The sequence below is a fragment of the Halomonas sp. IOP_14 genome, assembly GCF_021021315.1.
GTDB lineage: Bacteria > Pseudomonadota > Gammaproteobacteria > Pseudomonadales > Halomonadaceae > Vreelandella > Vreelandella titanicae.
Genome location: NZ_JAINWD010000031.1, coordinates 19,979 through 36,924, shown reverse-complemented (window position 1 = coordinate 36,924; position 16,946 = coordinate 19,979). Strand labels below are relative to the sequence as shown.

At 53.6% G+C, this 16,946-nt stretch carries 21 protein-coding genes; 10 read left to right on the top strand and 11 right to left on the bottom strand.

Translation table 11 applies throughout. The features are described from left to right. The first annotated feature begins 17 nt into the window (after window positions 1–17). Both wrbA and K7H09_RS17610 read left to right on the top strand, forming a co-directional pair. Window positions 18–641: an NAD(P)H:quinone oxidoreductase gene (gene wrbA / locus K7H09_RS17615; protein WP_230805401.1), complete on the top strand. Its 624-nt coding sequence runs from the start codon at window positions 18–20 to the stop codon at window positions 639–641. After that, on the top strand, window positions 638–1,042 hold the full coding sequence (locus K7H09_RS17610; RefSeq protein WP_027959438.1) for a DUF2069 domain-containing protein: 405 nt from the start codon (window positions 638–640) through the stop codon (window positions 1,040–1,042). The genes wrbA and K7H09_RS17610 overlap by 4 nt, the downstream gene beginning before the upstream one ends. 11 nt (window positions 1,043–1,053) lie before the next feature. Here the strand turns inward: K7H09_RS17610 and K7H09_RS17605 are convergent, their stop codons facing one another. Continuing rightward, entirely contained in the window at window positions 1,054–1,740 is a 687-nt protein-coding gene (locus K7H09_RS17605) for a cytochrome b/b6 domain-containing protein (RefSeq protein WP_230805399.1), read from the bottom strand. Between the two features lie 235 nt (window positions 1,741–1,975). On the opposite strand from K7H09_RS17605, the gene pdxH reads away from it, so the two are divergent. Continuing rightward, complete coding sequence (gene pdxH, locus K7H09_RS17600) at window positions 1,976–2,620, top strand: pyridoxamine 5'-phosphate oxidase (RefSeq protein WP_009287866.1); 645 nt, start codon at window positions 1,976–1,978, stop codon at window positions 2,618–2,620. Window positions 2,621–2,694: 74 nt separating this feature from the next. Here pdxH and K7H09_RS17595 read toward each other — a convergent pair whose 3' ends face one another. Beyond that, window positions 2,695–5,442 carry a bifunctional acetate--CoA ligase family protein/GNAT family N-acetyltransferase gene (locus K7H09_RS17595; protein ID WP_230805397.1) on the bottom strand — a complete coding sequence of 916 codons (2,748 nt, stop codon included), beginning with the start codon at window positions 5,440–5,442 and terminating at the stop codon, window positions 2,695–2,697. Between the two features lie 103 nt (window positions 5,443–5,545). On the opposite strand from K7H09_RS17595, the gene K7H09_RS17590 reads away from it, so the two are divergent. Together K7H09_RS17590 and K7H09_RS17585 are read left to right on the top strand one after the other, a co-directional pair. Beyond that, a complete protein-coding gene (locus K7H09_RS17590) occupies window positions 5,546–6,487 on the top strand; it encodes a histone deacetylase family protein (RefSeq protein WP_009287865.1) in 942 nt (313 codons plus the stop codon). A 122-nt stretch (window positions 6,488–6,609) separates the two neighbouring features. Next, window positions 6,610–7,242 (top strand): helix-turn-helix domain-containing protein, encoded by a 633-nt coding sequence (locus K7H09_RS17585; protein ID WP_009287864.1) that lies wholly within the window; start codon window positions 6,610–6,612, stop codon window positions 7,240–7,242. Between the two features lie 33 nt (window positions 7,243–7,275). Here the strand turns inward: K7H09_RS17585 and K7H09_RS17580 are convergent, their stop codons facing one another. The 7 genes from K7H09_RS17580 to K7H09_RS17550 form a co-directional block, all read right to left on the bottom strand. Beyond that, complete coding sequence (locus tag K7H09_RS17580; RefSeq protein ID WP_022523451.1) at window positions 7,276–7,626, bottom strand: TusE/DsrC/DsvC family sulfur relay protein; 351 nt, start codon at window positions 7,624–7,626, stop codon at window positions 7,276–7,278. Between the two features lies 1 nt (window position 7,627). Next, window positions 7,628–7,918 carry a sulfurtransferase complex subunit TusB gene (tusB, locus tag K7H09_RS17575; RefSeq protein WP_230805395.1) on the bottom strand — a complete coding sequence of 97 codons (291 nt, stop codon included), beginning with the start codon at window positions 7,916–7,918 and terminating at the stop codon, window positions 7,628–7,630. Window positions 7,919–7,934: 16 nt separating this feature from the next. Beyond that, a complete protein-coding gene (gene tusC / locus K7H09_RS17570) occupies window positions 7,935–8,300 on the bottom strand; it encodes a sulfurtransferase complex subunit TusC (RefSeq protein WP_138801604.1) in 366 nt (121 codons plus the stop codon). 10 nt (window positions 8,301–8,310) lie between these two features. Next, window positions 8,311–8,700: a sulfurtransferase complex subunit TusD gene (gene tusD / locus K7H09_RS17565; protein WP_041159506.1), complete on the bottom strand. Its 390-nt coding sequence runs from the start codon at window positions 8,698–8,700 to the stop codon at window positions 8,311–8,313. Between the two features lie 84 nt (window positions 8,701–8,784). After that, window positions 8,785–9,465, bottom strand: a complete 681-nt coding sequence (locus K7H09_RS17560) for a Bax inhibitor-1/YccA family protein (protein ID WP_022523447.1) — start codon at window positions 9,463–9,465, stop codon at window positions 8,785–8,787. 303 nt (window positions 9,466–9,768) lie between these two features. Beyond that, a complete protein-coding gene (locus tag K7H09_RS17555; RefSeq protein ID WP_022523446.1) occupies window positions 9,769–9,939 on the bottom strand; it encodes a hypothetical protein in 171 nt (56 codons plus the stop codon). Between the two features lie 142 nt (window positions 9,940–10,081). After that, window positions 10,082–10,264: a hypothetical protein gene (locus K7H09_RS17550; RefSeq protein WP_022523445.1), complete on the bottom strand. Its 183-nt coding sequence runs from the start codon at window positions 10,262–10,264 to the stop codon at window positions 10,082–10,084. Window positions 10,265–10,397: 133 nt separating this feature from the next. Here K7H09_RS17550 and K7H09_RS17545 point away from each other — a divergent pair, with 133 nt between their 5' ends. The 4 genes from K7H09_RS17545 to K7H09_RS17530 all read left to right on the top strand — a co-directional run bounded on the left by K7H09_RS17545 (window position 10,398) and on the right by K7H09_RS17530 (window position 12,372). Then, window positions 10,398–10,568, top strand: coding sequence for a hypothetical protein (locus K7H09_RS17545; RefSeq protein WP_155705848.1), 171 nt, complete (start codon window positions 10,398–10,400; stop codon window positions 10,566–10,568). 50 nt (window positions 10,569–10,618) lie between these two features. After that, entirely contained in the window at window positions 10,619–10,945 is a 327-nt protein-coding gene (locus K7H09_RS17540) for a hypothetical protein (RefSeq protein WP_138801605.1), read from the top strand. Beyond that, window positions 10,942–11,085 carry a hypothetical protein gene (locus tag K7H09_RS17535; RefSeq protein ID WP_155705851.1) on the top strand — a complete coding sequence of 48 codons (144 nt, stop codon included), beginning with the start codon at window positions 10,942–10,944 and terminating at the stop codon, window positions 11,083–11,085. Before K7H09_RS17540 ends, K7H09_RS17535 begins: the two co-directional genes overlap by 4 nt. A gap of 219 nt (window positions 11,086–11,304) precedes the next feature. After that, entirely contained in the window at window positions 11,305–12,372 is a 1,068-nt protein-coding gene (locus K7H09_RS17530) for an ion channel (RefSeq protein WP_138801606.1), read from the top strand. A gap of 21 nt (window positions 12,373–12,393) precedes the next feature. On the opposite strand, the gene K7H09_RS17525 is transcribed toward K7H09_RS17530, so the two are convergent. Together K7H09_RS17525 and K7H09_RS17520 are read right to left on the bottom strand one after the other, a co-directional pair. Beyond that, window positions 12,394–14,016: a BCCT family transporter gene (locus K7H09_RS17525; RefSeq protein WP_027959448.1), complete on the bottom strand. Its 1,623-nt coding sequence runs from the start codon at window positions 14,014–14,016 to the stop codon at window positions 12,394–12,396. A gap of 133 nt (window positions 14,017–14,149) precedes the next feature. Then, window positions 14,150–16,099 (bottom strand): winged helix-turn-helix domain-containing protein, encoded by a 1,950-nt coding sequence (locus K7H09_RS17520; RefSeq protein WP_230805385.1) that lies wholly within the window; start codon window positions 16,097–16,099, stop codon window positions 14,150–14,152. Window positions 16,100–16,319: 220 nt separating this feature from the next. Here K7H09_RS17520 and K7H09_RS17515 point away from each other — a divergent pair, with 220 nt between their 5' ends. Continuing rightward, window positions 16,320–16,925 (top strand): DUF1326 domain-containing protein, encoded by a 606-nt coding sequence (locus tag K7H09_RS17515; RefSeq protein WP_230805376.1) that lies wholly within the window; start codon window positions 16,320–16,322, stop codon window positions 16,923–16,925. The last annotated feature ends 21 nt before the right edge of the window (window positions 16,926–16,946 follow it).

Here is a 16,946-nt window from a genome sequence, read left to right as displayed (position 1 = left end):
CCCATTCAGGAATAGTGATGAGTGAAATGACACCGTACGTTTTGGTTCTGTACTACTCGCGCTCTGGCGCGACCGCCACCATGGCACAGCAAATTGCGGCTGGTGTAGAAAGCGTGCCGGGTATTCAAGCGCGTTTACGCACAGTGGCGCCGGTTTCAACGACCTGTGAAGCCGTTGAGCCAGAAATACCTGCAGAGGGCGCTGTTTACGTTGAGCTAGACGACCTGCGCAACTGCAGTGCGTTAGCACTGGGTAGCCCCACCCGGTTTGGCAACATGGCCGCTCCGCTTAAGTATTTTATCGACTCCACCAGCAGTCTGTGGATGAACGGTGCCTTGATCGACAAACCTGCCAGTGCCTTCACTTCGACTTCCAGCCTGCACGGTGGGCAAGAGAGCACCCTGCTCACAATGCTGGTGCCGCTACTGCATCATGGCATGGTCTACGCAGGGGTTCCTTACAGCGAAACCACCTTGCTGGAAACGCGTACTGGTGGCACGCCCTATGGTGCAAGCCACTTAGCAGGAACGCGCAGTGACCGCTCTGTTGATGAGCACGAACGCGCGCTGTGTGTTGCCCAGGGCAAACGACTGGCACGACTCGCTCTAGCGCTGCACGCCATGCGTCAGGAGGCATTATGAGGCAGTGGCTGGAGGATGTAGAAGCACGCCATGGGCTTGATAAACTGACCCTTCGAAGCCGACAGGTGGTATTAGCCAGCTTTGCCATACTGCTGCTACTGGTTGTTTACCGTGGACTTGTACTTCAAGGCGACGAATTTAATTGGCGCCCCGTGGTCGCGTTCGTGCTTCCCCTGGTGCTGTTTTTACCCTCTATCATTGGTAAACGCGCACGCGGGCACGCATGGCTCGCTTTTGTTAGCCTGCTCTACTTCACCCAAGGTGTGATGTTAATAACCCTGCCTGGGCAAGGTCTGCGCGGAATTCTAGAGGCGGTTGTCGCGCTGGTGCTTTTTGCTGGCTGCATGGGCTATGCGCGCTTTCGCAGTCGACAGTTGCGTCAACAGAAAACGAGGCAATAAAAACAAGTGCTTTAAAACCACAGCCATAGGACGACGCCAGCAGCAATAAATAAACTGCCGATGGCACGTAAACGCAGCGTGGCAACATTATACGGTTCGTTACGCGCATCGACTGGCTGCTGGCGAAAGCGCTTGGTACCTACCAGCATTGCTGCTACTAGCGGTTCACCCAGCAGCCGATGTGCGATCAAGCCAGCCAGGTGCAGACCGATTAGAATGATGAGTAGATCACTATTGAGTTGATGCAGGGTTCTAAGCTGGCCACCTACCCCATCGCCAAATACGCCATAGAGCGGCGCCTGAAAAAAGATATCGTCACTTAAAAACAGGCCGCTCACTGCTTGGAAACTAAGCGAAAGCAGCATCAGCAGTACCATCCACCCGCCTAGCGGATTATGGCTGGCATAAGCGCCGGGCCGACGCTTTAGCAGCAATTGGGAATAAGCAACTGTTTCAACGGGTAGATATAAAAACGTTTTAAATCTCGCATACACGCTCCCCAGTAGGCCCCACAGCCATCGGAAAACGAGTAATCCGATTATGAGGTAGCCCGCTTGGGCATGCACTTCAATTGGAAATAGGAAAGGCGCTCCGCTAGTCTTGGTGGTATAAAATGAAATCAACACCGCCGCCACTAACCCCCAGTGAAACAGGCGAAGCCAGCCATCCCATACCTCAATCGCTACCTTGTCGCGCATAACATGTCCTCTCTCAGCAGTGATGAGCCCCCAGTGGTGAGATAGCTTCGCATTAATTGAGTCTTTCTCATAGAATGCGAGACAGTTAGCCGCAATCGTCAGTCGTAACGGTTAGTCGCAACACCGCCGAAAATATAAGCAGTGAGTCAACGCATTAAACATCCATTGATGTCGGTCACTTGAGCTTTAAAGACAGACCGGCGAACATGGATGAAACTCCAGGGAGAAGTATTCGATGACACGTAACATAGCCGATATCAGGCGTGATTATGAAGGCGGCAGGCTTGATGAGTCCCAGACACCCGACGATCCATTCGTGCTATTCGATGAGTGGTTTAGCCTTGCCCTGGAAAAAGAGGGCAAAGATGGCAACGCCATGACACTAGCCACCGTAGATAGCCAAGGCCGCCCTCACGCTAGGGTGGTCCTGTTAAAGGGATTTGATGAGCGCGGCATGGTTTTTTACACCAATTACCATAGTCATAAGGGGAGCGAGCTGAGCAATGTGCCCTTCGCGGCCATGACCTTCTGGTGGCCTTCGCTTTCACGACAGGTACGTATTGAAGGGCCTGTTGAGCAGGTTTCAGCCGATGAGTCTGATGAGTACTTTGCCAGCCGACCACGGGGTAGCCAATTGGGCGCATGGATTGCGACTCAAAGTGTGGTGATTCCCGACCGCAACTGGATCGAAGAGCGCCAAAAGCGCTTTGAGCAAGCCTATGATGGCCAGGATATTCCCCGCCCGATCCACTGGGGTGGCTATCGTGTCACGCCGGAAATGATCGAGTTTTGGCAGGGGCAGCCTAGCCGCCTCCATGACCGCCTACGCTTTGAGCGTCGTGACGGCGGTGAATGGGGCCGTTTCCGCATGGCGCCATAACGTCAGCAACAAGTTCACAATTTAGGCCTGCGTTTTATACGCAGGTCTTATCGTTTTTAAAGCTTTTCAAATGCCTAATCTGGTAGGCTCTCAAGGCGGTGCCGCTGCCATTCACTTTCGGGTTCGTTGAGGCGTAACACCGCATCAATCACCTGCTCTTCCATGTTATAGCGGCATTTAAAGCCTAAGTGTTTCATTAGCGCCCGCATTGGATGGTTATCGACCATAATTTTGCCGACCATTTCCAGAGTGCCGATGTTCGTGCAGTAATCGATCATCTTCTTCATTAGCAGGCTGCCAATGCCCAGACCTTGAAGGTCATCACGAATAATGACCGAGAACTCGGTACGAATATTGTCCGGGTCATTCCATACCCGCACCACCCCAAGCATTTCTTTGCTGCCCTCATCGCCTAAATATTCCGCGATAAACGCCATCTGACGGTCGTAATTGATATGCGACAGAATCGACAGGTCGCGCTGGGTTAAATTGGACTTATTATGGAAATAGCGGAAACGGATGCTCTCTTCCGAGAGCTGGCGATGGAAGGTGGTAATCAAATGGGCATCTTCGGCACGAATAGGCCTTACCTCGACCTGCCAGCCGTTTTTCAGCGTCACCCATTCACGCAGCTCTTCAGGGTACGGCATGATCGCAAAGCGCGATGGCGAACCAAGATCCAGGGCGAAATCGACGGCGACCATACCGTCACGATTCAGCAGCAGAGGATTTACTTCCAGACCCCGTAGATCGCTTAGATCGGATGCCATTTGCGATAGTTTGACCAGCATTTGGCATAAATGCTGAATGTCACGCTCTGGGTCGGCGGAGTGTTCACGAATTAATGAGGCGGCGTGGGTTCTCCCTACTACATCGGCAGCCAGGCTCATATTGAGCGGCGGCAGCGCGACCTGGCGGTCAGCCAGCACGTTGACCTTATAACCACCGATGCCAAAGACGATAAGTGGGCCGAACACCGGATCACGGGTAATGCCCGCGCAAACCTGCATCGAGTGCTTGCCACGCTGCATGGGCTGTAAACAGTACTCGCGGATCGCATACTCGGGAAATTTTTCAGCGACTTTTTCACCTAGCTGGCGAACGCCTTCCGCTACCTGTTCGGGTGTGTCCAAGTCCTGTAGCAAGCCTGCTGAAATTTTATGCGGGTGCTTGCGGTAGCGATAAGGACGACAATTGCCTTCATGAACCACTTTCAGCGCCTTGGTGCCAGGTATCTCTGCAGCGCGAGCAAGCGCCTCATCGGGGTTGGCCAAATACACGCTGGGTGCCGTGGGGATACCGTAGGCCTCGAGCACTTGGGCGGTTTCAGAGTGGGTCAAGGTTTGCCTGCCCTGCTCTTTTGCCTGCTTAATCAGTGTACGGCACTGGGCGCGTATTTCTGGACTGGTGGAAAATGGCAGGCTGGGGGGGATCTCTTGCAACAGCGCTTGAACGCGCTGATAAATCACCATATGCATAAACGCCTTAACGGCCTTTTCGGGTGAAATATAGGTTGGAATCCCGGCTAAATTACAGATATGGCGCGCATTAAGCGCCTCTTTTAAGCCCATCCAACTGGTGAGGAGGTTGCGGCGAAATTTCTTGCGGTTATCGATCAGCGCCTGGGCAGTCACCAGCGATGGCGCCATCCGGGTGGGTGCATGCACCACCAATACAGCATCCACGTTGGCGTCAGCAGCGACAATCTCCAGCGCTTGGACAAACCGCTCGGGCGAGGCGTTGCCGCCCAGATCCACCGGGTTCTCGCCCGGCTTGCTCATATCGACCTCGCTACGGTGCAGCGCTGCCTGGGTTTCGTCGCTAAATTCAGCCAATTTACCGCCCGCGCTAATCAGCTTATCGATCGCCAGCATGGCGGGCCCTAAACCGTTAGAGACAATGGCCAGACGATCGCCCTTCAGGGGTTTCATGCGCGACAGGGTTTCCAGCGCATCAAGCAGCTCATCGGAATCATTTACCCGCACCACCCCTGCCCGAGCAAAAGCGGCATCAAACACCACGTCACGGTTAGCAATCCCAGGCGTGGGTGACATGCCGGATATATCCGATTCTGGGGTGCGGCCGCTTTTTATTGCCAGTACCAGACGATTACGTGATGCATCACGCACGGCGGTCATAAAGTGCTGGGCGTCGCTGATTCGCTCAAGGTGCAGCATAATGGCCTGAGCGGGCGAGAATTGATTAACGTAATCGATCAGGTCTGGCAATAGCACATCGACACTGTCGCCAACGGTTATCAAGTGCGAAAAGCCCACATCACGCCCGGCGGCCCAATCAATCATCGCATTGGCCAGCATGCCGGACTGGCCCAGGTAAGCGACGCGGCCCGCTTTCACCGGCTGACTGGCGTAAGAGGCGTTAAGCTTTTTGCCCGGTACAATTAGCCCCATGCACTCGGGGCCGAGTACACGAATACCCGAGACGCGTGCCGCACTCAACATTCGTTCGCGAATGGAACCCTGATTGCCTTTATCTCGATCCAGGTAAGCGCCGCCCGAGAGCACCAGGGCCGCTTTGACACCGTATTGCCCAAGCTTTTTAATCAGGCTGGGCACACCTTCAATCGGCGAGCAGACCACGGCTAAGTCGGGCACTTCGGGTAGCTCGCTTACGCGGCTGACGCACGGCACACCGAAGACTTGGGAGTAGCCTTTTAGATTGACTGCCCAGAGCGGCCCTTTAAAGCCACCCTCCTGAATATTTCTCAGCACTAGACCGCCCAACGACGCGGGTTTTTCAGAGGCGCCAAACACCGCTAGTGTGCGAGGTTCGAAAAAATGGTGTAAAAAGCGCGTACTCAAAATGCGTCTCCCCTGACATGAATCGCGGCTGTACGACTTATTGACACTGTCGCCCAGGCCCTGAAGGCGATTAAGGTGGCATCAATGATAATGGAGCGTTGGAATGATTACCGCCTACCTTACCCACCCAGACTGCTCATTGCACCACATGGGGCCGGAGCATCCTGAAAGCCCTCAGCGTCTGGAGGCTATTCGCGCTCGCCTATCGCTTGTTGGGTTATTACAGCAAACCATGCAGGCCGATGCCAAGGCAGCCTGCGAGGAGTCTCTTGCCAGAGTACACCCCTTGCGCCATTTGCGCTCCCTAGAGAAGTGCTTGCCCACCGAAGGCATCGTTACGCTAGATAGCGATACCATGATGAATCCTGACAGCTTACAAGCCGCACGGGTTGCAGCGGGAGCGGTTATTCGTGGGGTAGATCAGGTATTTAAGCGTCAGGCGGATAACGTTTTTTGTGCGGTTAGACCACCAGGCCACCATGCGGAAGCCAGCGATGCGATGGGATTCTGTTTTTACAATAATATCGCCGTGGGGGCGGCCCATGCGCGAGCCAAATATGGTGCCAAGCGTATCGCTATACTGGATTTTGATGTTCACCAGTGCAATGGCACCATCGATATCTTTAAAAATGATCCTGAGATACTGATCTGCACCAGCTTCCAGTATCCGTTTTACCCCTGGCGTTATTTGCGCAGCGAGTGGCAAAACGTTGTGAATACCCCGCTTGAAGTGGGCACCGATGGCCCAGAGTTCCGGCGCATCATCGAAAACCACTGGCTACCTGCCCTGCACGCCTTTAAACCTGACTTGGTGATGCTCTCCGCGGGTTTCGACGCTCACCGTGATGACCCCATGGGGGATATCTGTTTAGAGGATGAAGACTTCTACTGGATTACCCATCTAGCCATGGAGATCGCCACCCTGTATGCCGATAATCGCATTGTATCGGTGCTTGAAGGCGGCTATAACCCGAAGTCGCTGGCAAGTGGCGTTGAGGCACATCTAAAAGCGCTGTTGGGGCTGCCGTTTGCTGAAGTGCCCTAAGCAAGCGTCAACGCTCTTGCTTCTGCCAGCCGTTCTTAGCCGCTTCTTTGCTGTGATATCATGTTCGTTTACGCGCGCCTATAGACACGCACCGTTAGACAACGCAGCCAATGTGACAACCTATGACCGCTACGACTGAAGAGCATGCCGCGCTGCGTATTGCATCGGGAAGCAAACCCTTTGTTGAGCCGTTGCGTTTAGGCGAGCGGCTCAAACAAATTCGTCTCGCTAATCAGTGGACGTTGGAAGAGGTTAGCCAGCGCACTGGGCTGGCCCGCTCAACGCTGTCTAAAATTGAGAACGATCAAGTCTCCCCCACCTTTAGCGTGGTGCAAAAACTCACTACCGGGCTCAACATCGACTTGCCTCAATTGCTCACGCCCCCCAAGCGGGAACGTTATACCATGGGGCGGCGCGATCTAACTCGTAAAGGCAAAGGGCAACTGCACCCCACGCCCACGTACGAGCACGAATTATTGGGCCATCAACTCGCCCAAAAACGTATGATTCCCTTCAAAACCATCGTACGTGCACGCAGCTTTGACGAGTATCACCAGTGGGTACGCCATGATGGCGAAGAGTTTTTGATGGTGCTGCATGGCGATATTATGCTCTACACCGAATTTTACGCCCCGTTAGTGCTAGCTGAGGGCGACAGCATCTATTTTGATAGTGATATGGGCCATGCACTGGTATCCACCAGTCCAGACGATGCCGTTGTTTTGTCGGTCTGTACGCGCGGTGATGTGGCTTAAGCTGTTCGAAAACCAGCGAGCCATTCACACGGGTTATAGGCAGTTGGTAGGCTTCGGCAAACCGGCCAGGCGGGCAATTCGCTTTGCCGGGCTGCCGGGGAAAAGCTGCATCAGGTAAATAGAACGCCCTTTCTCTTCACCCAGTGCGTTTTTGGTTGCTTTCACAAGCGGTCGCATCGCCGGAGCCATTTCGTAACGCTGATAAAATGCTCGCACGACTTTGATAACTTCCCAGTGTTCAGCGGTAAGTGTTAACCCCTCTTCTTCAGCCATTAAATGAGCGACAGATTCGTCCCACTCTGATTGGTTAACGAGGTATCCTTCTGGGTCTAGCGGATATTTTTTTTGCGAATCAAGATAACGGTATATTTTCGTGTCAGACATCTTAGTACCAGGTAACTGTCTTTTCATGCTGCTCGGTGAGCGCCACAAAGCCATCCATCTCTAGCGTGGGCAGCTCATTATCCGTGGCAATGCTGGCAAGCCCGCGGCTTATAAGGTCTTCCGATAGAAGGAATATGCGCGACTGACACTGCTGCCATGCCTGCCAGGAGGGATCAAGGGCAGCTGTTACCGCTTCTTCGATCAGCAGCACGGCATCCTGCCCCCCTATCGCTTGCTGCATTTGAGTAGCGACAATACTATCAGGCGCTTTGGTGAGGATGTGTAAGATCATAATTCTCTCACTAGGCCTAAAAGTTAAGTATCTGGGTGTACTGCTGTAACAGCCCTGGTATTTCCTGATCCGCTATCAGGGTGATGCCCTCTACCAGTGAATCGGCGGATAGATGCATCCCTTGCAGCGCTTCTTCGGTCACCCAAAGCTTGTCAATATCATACATTTCCAACATATCAATGGTGGGCAGCGTGGCTTTTTGCCCCGGCGCACCACTGCCCTGTTCTTTCAGCAGTGCCATTATACCCTGCCCCATAAACAGCAAATGCACGGGTTGTCCAAAGGCCGCCGCCACCAGTGCGGCATCTAACCCTTCACGTAACCAGTTTGAGCTGTGGGGCGCGTGGCGAATTATCACTAATAGTGCATCAGGTGTCGCCATTGGCTCTCCTCTAAGCAAAGGTAATCAGGCGATCTGCGCGTTGCTGTAGCTCAAGCAGTTGCCCTAGCCCTGTCAACTCGAAAGGAGGTGCTACATTAAAGACCTGCTTGCCATGTCGCTGTGCTTCCGATTCGCTCATCAAACCTCGTCGCAACGCAGCGGCAATACAGACATCTAACTGAATCGCATGCTGCTGATGCAGTTCAATCCAGGCTTCTCTGAGGTTGAGTTCATCCTGGGGAGGAGCCATCAGCGATGATGCATTATGAACGCCGTCGTGATAGAAAAAAACACCGGCAATCTGATGCCCTCGCGCTAGAACAGCATGGGCAAAACGCAATGCAGAGTGCGGTGCTGGGCTGCTATACGGCGCCCCCATCACCAATAAGCCGTACTGCATCATGATAATACCTGGTAACAGTTACCCTAAAAAAAGACAGGCCCTAGCAATAGGGCCTGTCATATCGTCTATCGCTTGCTTAGATCAATCGCTGCTCATAATACCCAAAATCGACAACAGGCTAACAAAAAGGTTGTAGATGGATACGTAGAGCGTCACCGTAGCGAGAATGTAGTTCGTTTCACCTGCGCGATGAATGATCTCGCTGGTTTGATACAGAATGGCTGCTGAAGCAAACAGCACAAAGCCAGCTGACACCATCAATGAAAGCGCCGGGATGTTAAAGAAGAACCCAGCCACCATGGCCAGAATCAACACGATGGCGCCCGCCATCAAAAAGTTGCTCAAAAAGCTAAAGTCTTTCTTGGTGGTAAGCGCTACCGCGGAAAGACCAACAAACGTCAGACCGGTCATGGCCAACGCGTTCATAATCAACGCACCGCCATTAGGCAGGGTCAGGTAGGCAGAAAGAATCGGCCCAAGCGTGAACCCCATAAAGCCGGTAAAGGCGAACGTTGCTAATAAGCCGGCCGCAGAATTTGCGGTTTTATGTACCAGGAACATTAAGCCGTAGGCACCAACCAAGAACACGAAGATGTTCATTTGTTGGATGCCGAGGGCTACAGCAGCACCCGCGGTGACTGCTGAGAACAGCAGCGTCATTGCCAGTAGCGCGTAGGTGTTACGCAATACCTTGTTAGTGCTAACACTATTGGCAACGCCACTCGACTGAGGACGTGCCGTGCGTAAATCGTTGTAAGCCATGTGTTCATGCTCCCTAATGGTATTTCCAACAACTGACAAGCATGCCGTTACCGAGTTCCAGACGCAAGCCTTTGTCTGTCTCGAGAACACCCCTTCACCAATGGTGATTCAACGTTGAAACCGCTTTGTAAGCGTTGTCTATGCTGGTTAAGCACTTCGTTTGGACACCAAAAGATGAAAAAAATTCTACTTATTGATCGTTCAAACCGCCCCTTTGGCGACGCCCAGCGCCGCCAAAGGGTTGCTAGCAAGGCTAGGTTATACTTCACCGGCTTCAAAAACCGGATCGAGGATAACCACTGCTTAGCTTTGCACCTCTTCTTCGTCTTCTTTTTCATCTTTATGTGGTGTAACGGAGGTTACCGCCGTTTGACGCGCATCTTGAGGAGAATTATAGATACGAGCATCAATCACGTGCAGTACCGCCAATTGCGCAAACAATACCGCAAAACAGACGATCAAACCTTTTAACATGGCGGCATATCCAGAGATGGTGGGACTAACATCCGCATATTAGCCGATCACTAGCCAAACACAATCTATTTTGTACGCCTGAAAATCCTCTGTTTGAAAGCGTTGAATAGCGCGCAAAGCAGCTGTTCAGAACACGCCGCGGCTACTCCTTAACGGATACTTTGCGCAGATCGTCAATCATTACCCCCTCGGGTAAATCTGATTCCTCCGCGGGCAGCCATACGGGAGAGAGAGCGCTATCTTCCCGGCCATCTTCATACTGATGGCCGGGAATGCGGTAAACAACCTGACTGTGGTGGTGATCCCATGCAAATACACGATCCATATGCTTATCCTAAAAAATAAAACTTCAGCTATGACATTCAGGTTAAGCACGATGTTCCCCCGCATGACATCGACATATGCAACGCCTATAAGGTTAAATGTCGAATGGATTATTTGTTGACAAGGAGTCATCAATGAAAGCACTCATCGCCCTTTGCCAGGTTACCTTTATACTTGCAGGCTGCAGTTCAGGCCCCACTTCATCAAGAACCGCAGACTGTCGCCAACTGGCAGAGAAGGCTGGCGACACCATGGTCTACGGTGACGGCATACGCGGCACCCAAGTGAATAAGGCAGGATTTTAATACCACATTTTTTTCACGTTGATTTTGCTGGATTAATGGCAGGTGATGGCTTGAAAGAACCTCATGGCGGTAAAGACCCACAAGAGGCCCTGCGTGCCAGGCTAACGAAAAGCTTACAAGAACGCAGGGCCTCGTCCCATCGCCGTAGAATCGGCGCCCGAGCGACTCGTCAACAGTTTTTAGAGGCGACTCGCAACGTTGGGGTCATTGTGGTCGCTACCTGCTTCACTGCTGGCTGGGTAGTCACTAACCCCAGCCTGAATACCGATAACGTTTGGCTCGGTGTGGGGCTAGGTATAATCTTGATCTTTGTAGGGTCTTTCGGCTATGGTTACGTTGAGCGTGATAAAACCTCAGATGAGGATGATAAGCCATGAATGAACTTATCCTTGCTGGCATGTTGATGAGCCTAGTGGTCGTGTCAGGTGGCATGGTATGGAGCCAGCACCGAGAACATCACGGTAAAAAATCGCTAACCGATAGCGCATTTTCCTGGATTGCCAAACACTTTGCTTAATAAATCCAGTTAGCAAATATGAAAGGGTCGCGAATAGCGGCCCTTTTGTTTATTAAGAGTACGCTAGCAGGCGCGTATTGTTTCGCTTCAACAGCTCATTTTTATTTTAAAGGTGATGATAGGGCTAGCGACAGCGAAGGAACCGGGTCACTCTTTTATCATCAATCAATTCCCATGCCGAAAAACTGGGCTGACACACCATCACCGTAAGAGATCACCATGCCTGTTATTCAGCGACTGCTCCGCGTTCTTAAAGCCTCTACGCTACAAATTTCGTGGACATTTCTGCTTCTTATTGTGCTCGCCCATATGGGCACCACCTGGATGCTTTTCTCACTGGTCGGCGAATCGGTGGCCGACTCCGCTGCCAACTGGGTTTATTTTTATGTCGTTGTTTCTAGCACCGTAGGTTTCGGCGATTTCAGCCCAACAACCGTGGCCGGGAAGTGGATCGCTACGATCTATCTCATTCCAGGCGGCATTTCACTGTTCGCTGCCTTGATCGGTAAAGCCACCGTCACACTTTCAAATTTTTGGAGATTACAGATGCAAGGTAAAGGCGATTTCAGCCACTTGTCCGGTCACACCCTTGTCATTGGCTGGCACGGCGAAACTACCGAGCGCATTTTGGACATTCTTAAAGCCGATAAAGGCCTGCCGGATGAAGTCGTGCTCTGCGTTACCAAAGAGATGAGCAACCCACGCCCTGCGGATTTAAAGTTTATTAAAGGGGAAAGTTTCTCCAATGCCGAGCTTCTCAAGCGAGCGGGTGTCGAAAGCGCCAGCCGCATCATCATTTACGACACCAGCGATGATCGAGTGGCCACTGTCGCGCTGAGTGCCTACAGCCTTAAAGCAAAAAACGCCCATATCGTCGCCCACTGCGCCAATCCCGACACCGCAGCGATGTTACGGCGCACTTTGCCCGGCATCGAATGCACCCAGGCCTTAGCGTTGGAAATGCTGGTACGCTCAGCCTCTGATGCGGGAATTTCGCGAGTCGTTAACGAACTACTCGCGGTTGATCGTGGCGCTACCCAGTACCAAACCAGGTTAAGCCAACCGCCTGCCGGCGCCACCTTTGGCGATCTATTTATGCAAGCAAAAAAGGTTTATAACGCCACCGTACTGGGGCTCGCCAATAGCAGTGGCGACGGCGAAGGTAATATGCTCAATCCCGCCAACGACCGCCCACTCAAAGATGGTGACATACTCTACTACATGGCTGATAGACGCCTTTCTCAGCAGCAACTGAGCGAGCTCCTCAGCGTGGAAATTTGCTTATGATAGTTCTGATCCACCGCTTACCTATTCATCCGGCGCTAACTCCTCACGTCTGGGCGGGCGCCCCACCTGCACTTCGCTAAGATCTTCTTGGGACAGGCCGCGGTATAACGCAAACATCATTGCAAACACCAAAATGAACATCGGTAGGCCAACAACGGTAATCACCTCCTGCAAAGCAGTAAGCCCGGCCTCGCCAGCAAGCACAATCAGCATCGCTGCCAGCATACCCTCCGAAACACCCCAGAAAACACGCTGATGCCATGGTCCGGGATCCGCACTGCCGGTACACAGCATATCGACAACCAGGGACGCAGAGTCTGATGACGTGGCAAAGAAGATCGCAACGATCACAACAGCCAAGCCCTGGATTAACGTAGCGGCCGGGAAGCTCTCGAAGAATGCGAACATAGCGAGGGGGATGCTTTCACCTACGGCGGCAGACAAGATACCTGCCTGCTCTCCCAGTGCTTCTCGAGCATCGGGCCCAATCCCGTCGATCTCCATTGCCGACCAACCAAAAATTGCAAACCAAACCAGTGTGAAGATAGAGGGGGCAAAAAGCACACCAAGGACGAATTCGCGGATTGTGCGCCCGCGTGAAATTCGCGCCACAAAGATCCCGATGAAAGGCGACCACGTCACTGTCCAGGCCCAATAGAATACCGTCCAGCTACCCTGCCACCCCCAGGCGCCGCCATCCCTGGAATAGCTTGCCAGCGTGTCATTCCAGAAAGCCATGGGCAGCAGGTTCGTTATGTAGAGACCAAAGGTTTCGACCACAGCGCGCAAAAGGAAAACGGTCGACCCGGTAAAGAGTACAAACAACAACAGGCCGACGGCCATGGCGATATTGATATTAGAAAGCCGTTTCACGCCTGAATCCAGCCCCGCCACAATCGATCCCACAGCGACAGCCGTCAGTATGGCAATGATGAACACCTTGGTGATGACGGCATCTGGAATACCAAACAACTCCGTTAGCCCCGCATTGATCTGTTGGGTGCCCAGGCCGATAGAGACCGCTACGCCAAACAGGGTGCCAAGTATGGCGAATACATCCAGAGATTTGCCGAGAGGGCCATAAATGCGCTCGCCTAACAGCGGATAGAATACTGAACTAAAACGCATCGGCAGATTATAGCGATAAATAAAGTAAGCAAAAGCCAGTCCGGGCATAGCGAAAATCGCCCAGGTATGTAGCCCCAGATGGTAGATCGAAAAACTCATGGCATCGTCGGCGGCTTCCACAGAGAAAGGCACAACATCCGGCCTGGGTGGATTAGAAAAGTGGGAAATGGGTTCGGCCACGCCCCAGAACATCAGCACCGTTCCGATGCCACCTGCGAACAGCATGGTGAACCAGGAGATATTATTGTAGGCAGGTTTTGCATCATTGCCCCCCAAGCGGATCGCCCCGAACCGGCTAAGCGCCACCCACAGCAGAAACGCTACCCAACTCGTCACCCCTAAAATAAAAAACCAGCCAAGATTGGTAACAATCCATTCCCGCCCGGCACCAAAGGCTGCCCCGATGGGGCCCGGCGCAATTAGTAGCACCACAAGAAAAAGGATCATGATCCCTGCGGACGTGAAAAAAATGATGGGATCCGTCTTGAGGCCCAGTTTTCTCGCTAGTGCATCCATTATTATTCCTCCCGTGTCTTTCCACCAACATAGGAGTCATTGACCGATAACGCCAAGGGGGGCCCGCAAACCGTGATATTTTCCCAGGAGAAACTACGTATGAGTAACCACTTACCTGATAGACGATAATCGATTATCTCAGCCGATAACCCACTCCAGTCAACGTCTCTATCCGCGCAGACTGGCTGCCAAGTTTGCGGCGCAAGGTGCGTACAATGGCATCAACCACATTGCTGCCTCCTTGATATCGGGTACCCCAGACATGCTGCAACAGCTCACGACGGGACACTGCCTTACCCTGGTGTTCGACCAAATAGCGCATGACACCGAACTCAAGGGGTGTCAGCGCAACGAAGCCTTCCGCCAACATCAGTTGCCGGGCTTCGACATCTAACAAGGCAGGATCACGCTTTATGCCCAGCTCGGCCGCGGCAAGCTCCGCCAGCCAGCCATCCACAGATGCCGGCCCGAAATCGAGCACCGCACTCGGATAGCAAACGCCATCCAGTTCCACCTCCCATCCGCCAAGGGCTTCAAACCCCAGCCGCTGCGCCACTTGCCGGTAAGCGCCAAGATCGGTCGCCGTAAGATAGACCCGCCGCAGCCCAGGGCGCAGCTCCATATAGCTTCGCTTAAGATCCAGCCAGATAGCCGCCTGTATTTCACTGGGTGAATCGCCTTCCTTGAGACTTAGCCAGCGTCGGCAAAATAACGCCATCTCACCCGATCGCATAGGCGACTGTTCAAGATGGGAATACCACTGGGCGGTAACCGGGTCATTGAGCAACCAACTGGGTTCAACCTGGTCGGAGCGCAGTTTGCAATACAGTCCTTCTACTTCCCCGGTCACGCCCCGCACGATGGAAAACGCCTGGGGCATACGCCGCCACCATTGCAGCAGAAGCTCGCTGGCCTGACGGCCATCACGGGCGCGGACAATCCCGGTAAGGGCTTCATCGTCTTGAGGCTGTGCCGCTTCCACGCTGTGAAGCGTCGTCACGGTGGGGAAAAATGCCTCACGCACCACGGGGTTTTCAATCAGGTAGAGCATGTCCGCCGTATAGCGCCAGAGATCGTCGCTGGCCGCGAATTGCGACTCGCTAACCAGCTGTCGCCAGGCCGACCGACGATAGTCCAGGTAGCGGCTAGGGTCGCTGGCATGCAGGGAGCGGGCAAGCGGATCACGCACGGCCTCATGAATAATCAGCCCGTCATGCATGCCATCCACAAAAGGCAACCTGCGCAGCCGCTCGTAGGCATCCTGGGGATCTAGTTCCGGAAACAATGCCTGTAACAGAGAGACCGTCACCCGGCGTAGCACCACGGCGCCCTCCAGCACATGTCGGCTCGCTGAATCTTCCACATCGGCAAGAAACATCCGACTCAGCTCATCAACCGCGTGCTGTAGCACCGTCTCTTGCGGCCACGAACGGGCGTGGTTTTCCCGGCTGGCGGTGGCCGCCAGTTTCAGCGCCAGCGGATGACCATGGGCGGCCCGGATCAGGGATGCCGCATCTTCCTCCTGTATGCCATGCAAATTAAGGAGCACTTGAGCCTCCGTCGGGCTCAACGGCTGTACCGGCACACTCTGAACCAGGCGCCCCCAGTCCGGCGCCGCAAACCAGACATCCAGAGGGCGTTGGCGACTGAAAAAGACGATGTGTACGTTATCCGGCAACAACGGGACAAATACCTGACGCAGCCAGGTATCGAGCAGCCTGAACACTTCGTAGGTATCCAGCGCAAGAAGAACTGTGGGGCTCAGCAGGCCCAATCGCTCCACCAGCGTATCCACCCCCGATCCGCCATCCCCAATGGCGACACCTAGCGCATGTAAAAATCCAGGTTCGGTGGGCTCTATGTGGCGACAGTCCAGTCGGATGACGCTAGCACCTGCGTCCTCCGCCTCGGCCGCCAATATGTCCAGCAGCGCCGTCTTACCAATGCCGGTAATACCGTAGACATGCGCCACCCGAGGCCCTGCCGTCGCAAGCACACCGCGAAGAGTATCAAGCTCATTAGTGCGGCCAACGAAACCCTGATAGGCCCGGTTGGTCGTCAAATCCGACGTCCATTGCCACATGGCTGGTTTCTCTACATGTCAGGCTTAGCTGATACCTGAGTTCAGCATAGCTACAAATACCACCCGACACAGTAGTTGCGCACCGAACGATGACACTCAGATGCAATTCTCACGTAATTCTCATCAGTTCCTCACATCCCGCGAGCGATTCAGCGCTATAACAAGAGATACCCAAAACAAATATCACAAAAGCTATCCAACGACGTTAGGAGGAGACGACATGAATCCCCAATGGAGCCTGAAAGGCGACTACCTCGAAAGCTGCAATTGCAAAGGTGCCTGCCCGTGTATCTACCTCGGCAGCCCTACCGAGGGTGAATGTACCGCCCTGGTGGGCTGGCACATTACCCAAGGCCAGTTCGAGGCAGTGGATCTCGGCGACAGGAATGTGGCTATCGCCCTGCACTCCCCCGGCCCCATGGCCGAGGGAAACTGGAAAGTCGTGCTGTATATCGACCAGCGGGCAGACGAGGCCCAACAGGAAGCGCTAAGCCGCATATTCGGCGGCCGGGCCGGTGGCCACCCGGCGCTGTTGGCCACCTTTATCGGCGAGGTGCTCGCGGTAGAACACCTTCCCATCCAGTTTGAAGTGGAAAAGGGGCATCGACATCTGAAACTTGGCCAATCCGCCAACACGGAAATTACCGCCCTGGAGGGCCAGAACGGCGCTGAGGTGACCATTCATCATCACCCGTTGGCGGTAGCGCCGGGCGAGTCTCTGGTAGTGGCCAAGTCGCAATCATTGCTGCACCGTGCTTACGGCATCAACATTGATCTTAGCGAACGCAGTGCGTTTTATTCACCCTTCGCTTACAGCGGGTCTTGAGGGGGCATTGGCGATGGAACT

Excerpts from the sequence above, each read along its gene's own strand:
- tusC (WP_138801604.1), bottom strand. The coding sequence starts at position 8,300 with ATGGCGACACCTGATGCACTATTAGTGATAATTCGCCACGCGCCCCAC.
- K7H09_RS17560 (WP_022523447.1), bottom strand. The coding sequence starts at position 9,465 with ATGGCTTACAACGATTTACGCACGGCACGTCCTCAGTCGAGTGGCGTT.
- pdxH (WP_009287866.1), top strand. The coding sequence starts at position 1,976 with ATGACACGTAACATAGCCGATATCAGGCGTGATTATGAAGGCGGCAGG.
- K7H09_RS17535 (WP_155705851.1), top strand. The coding sequence starts at position 10,942 with ATGAATGAACTTATCCTTGCTGGCATGTTGATGAGCCTAGTGGTCGTG.
- K7H09_RS17580 (WP_022523451.1), bottom strand. The coding sequence starts at position 7,626 with ATGTCTGACACGAAAATATACCGTTATCTTGATTCGCAAAAAAAATAT.
- K7H09_RS17520 (WP_230805385.1), bottom strand. The coding sequence starts at position 16,099 with ATGTGGCAATGGACGTCGGATTTGACGACCAACCGGGCCTATCAGGGT.
- K7H09_RS17545 (WP_155705848.1), top strand. The coding sequence starts at position 10,398 with ATGAAAGCACTCATCGCCCTTTGCCAGGTTACCTTTATACTTGCAGGC.
- K7H09_RS17590 (WP_009287865.1), top strand. The coding sequence starts at position 5,546 with ATGATTACCGCCTACCTTACCCACCCAGACTGCTCATTGCACCACATG.
- K7H09_RS17525 (WP_027959448.1), bottom strand. The coding sequence starts at position 14,016 with ATGGATGCACTAGCGAGAAAACTGGGCCTCAAGACGGATCCCATCATT.
- K7H09_RS17605 (WP_230805399.1), bottom strand. The coding sequence starts at position 1,740 with ATGCGCGACAAGGTAGCGATTGAGGTATGGGATGGCTGGCTTCGCCTG.
- tusD (WP_041159506.1), bottom strand. The coding sequence starts at position 8,700 with ATGCAGTACGGCTTATTGGTGATGGGGGCGCCGTATAGCAGCCCAGCA.
- K7H09_RS17610 (WP_027959438.1), top strand. The coding sequence starts at position 638 with ATGAGGCAGTGGCTGGAGGATGTAGAAGCACGCCATGGGCTTGATAAA.
- K7H09_RS17550 (WP_022523445.1), bottom strand. The coding sequence starts at position 10,264 with ATGGATCGTGTATTTGCATGGGATCACCACCACAGTCAGGTTGTTTAC.
- wrbA (WP_230805401.1), top strand. The coding sequence starts at position 18 with ATGAGTGAAATGACACCGTACGTTTTGGTTCTGTACTACTCGCGCTCT.
- K7H09_RS17555 (WP_022523446.1), bottom strand. The coding sequence starts at position 9,939 with ATGTTAAAAGGTTTGATCGTCTGTTTTGCGGTATTGTTTGCGCAATTG.
- K7H09_RS17530 (WP_138801606.1), top strand. The coding sequence starts at position 11,305 with ATGCCTGTTATTCAGCGACTGCTCCGCGTTCTTAAAGCCTCTACGCTA.
- K7H09_RS17515 (WP_230805376.1), top strand. The coding sequence starts at position 16,320 with ATGAATCCCCAATGGAGCCTGAAAGGCGACTACCTCGAAAGCTGCAAT.
- K7H09_RS17585 (WP_009287864.1), top strand. The coding sequence starts at position 6,610 with ATGACCGCTACGACTGAAGAGCATGCCGCGCTGCGTATTGCATCGGGA.
- tusB (WP_230805395.1), bottom strand. The coding sequence starts at position 7,918 with ATGATCTTACACATCCTCACCAAAGCGCCTGATAGTATTGTCGCTACT.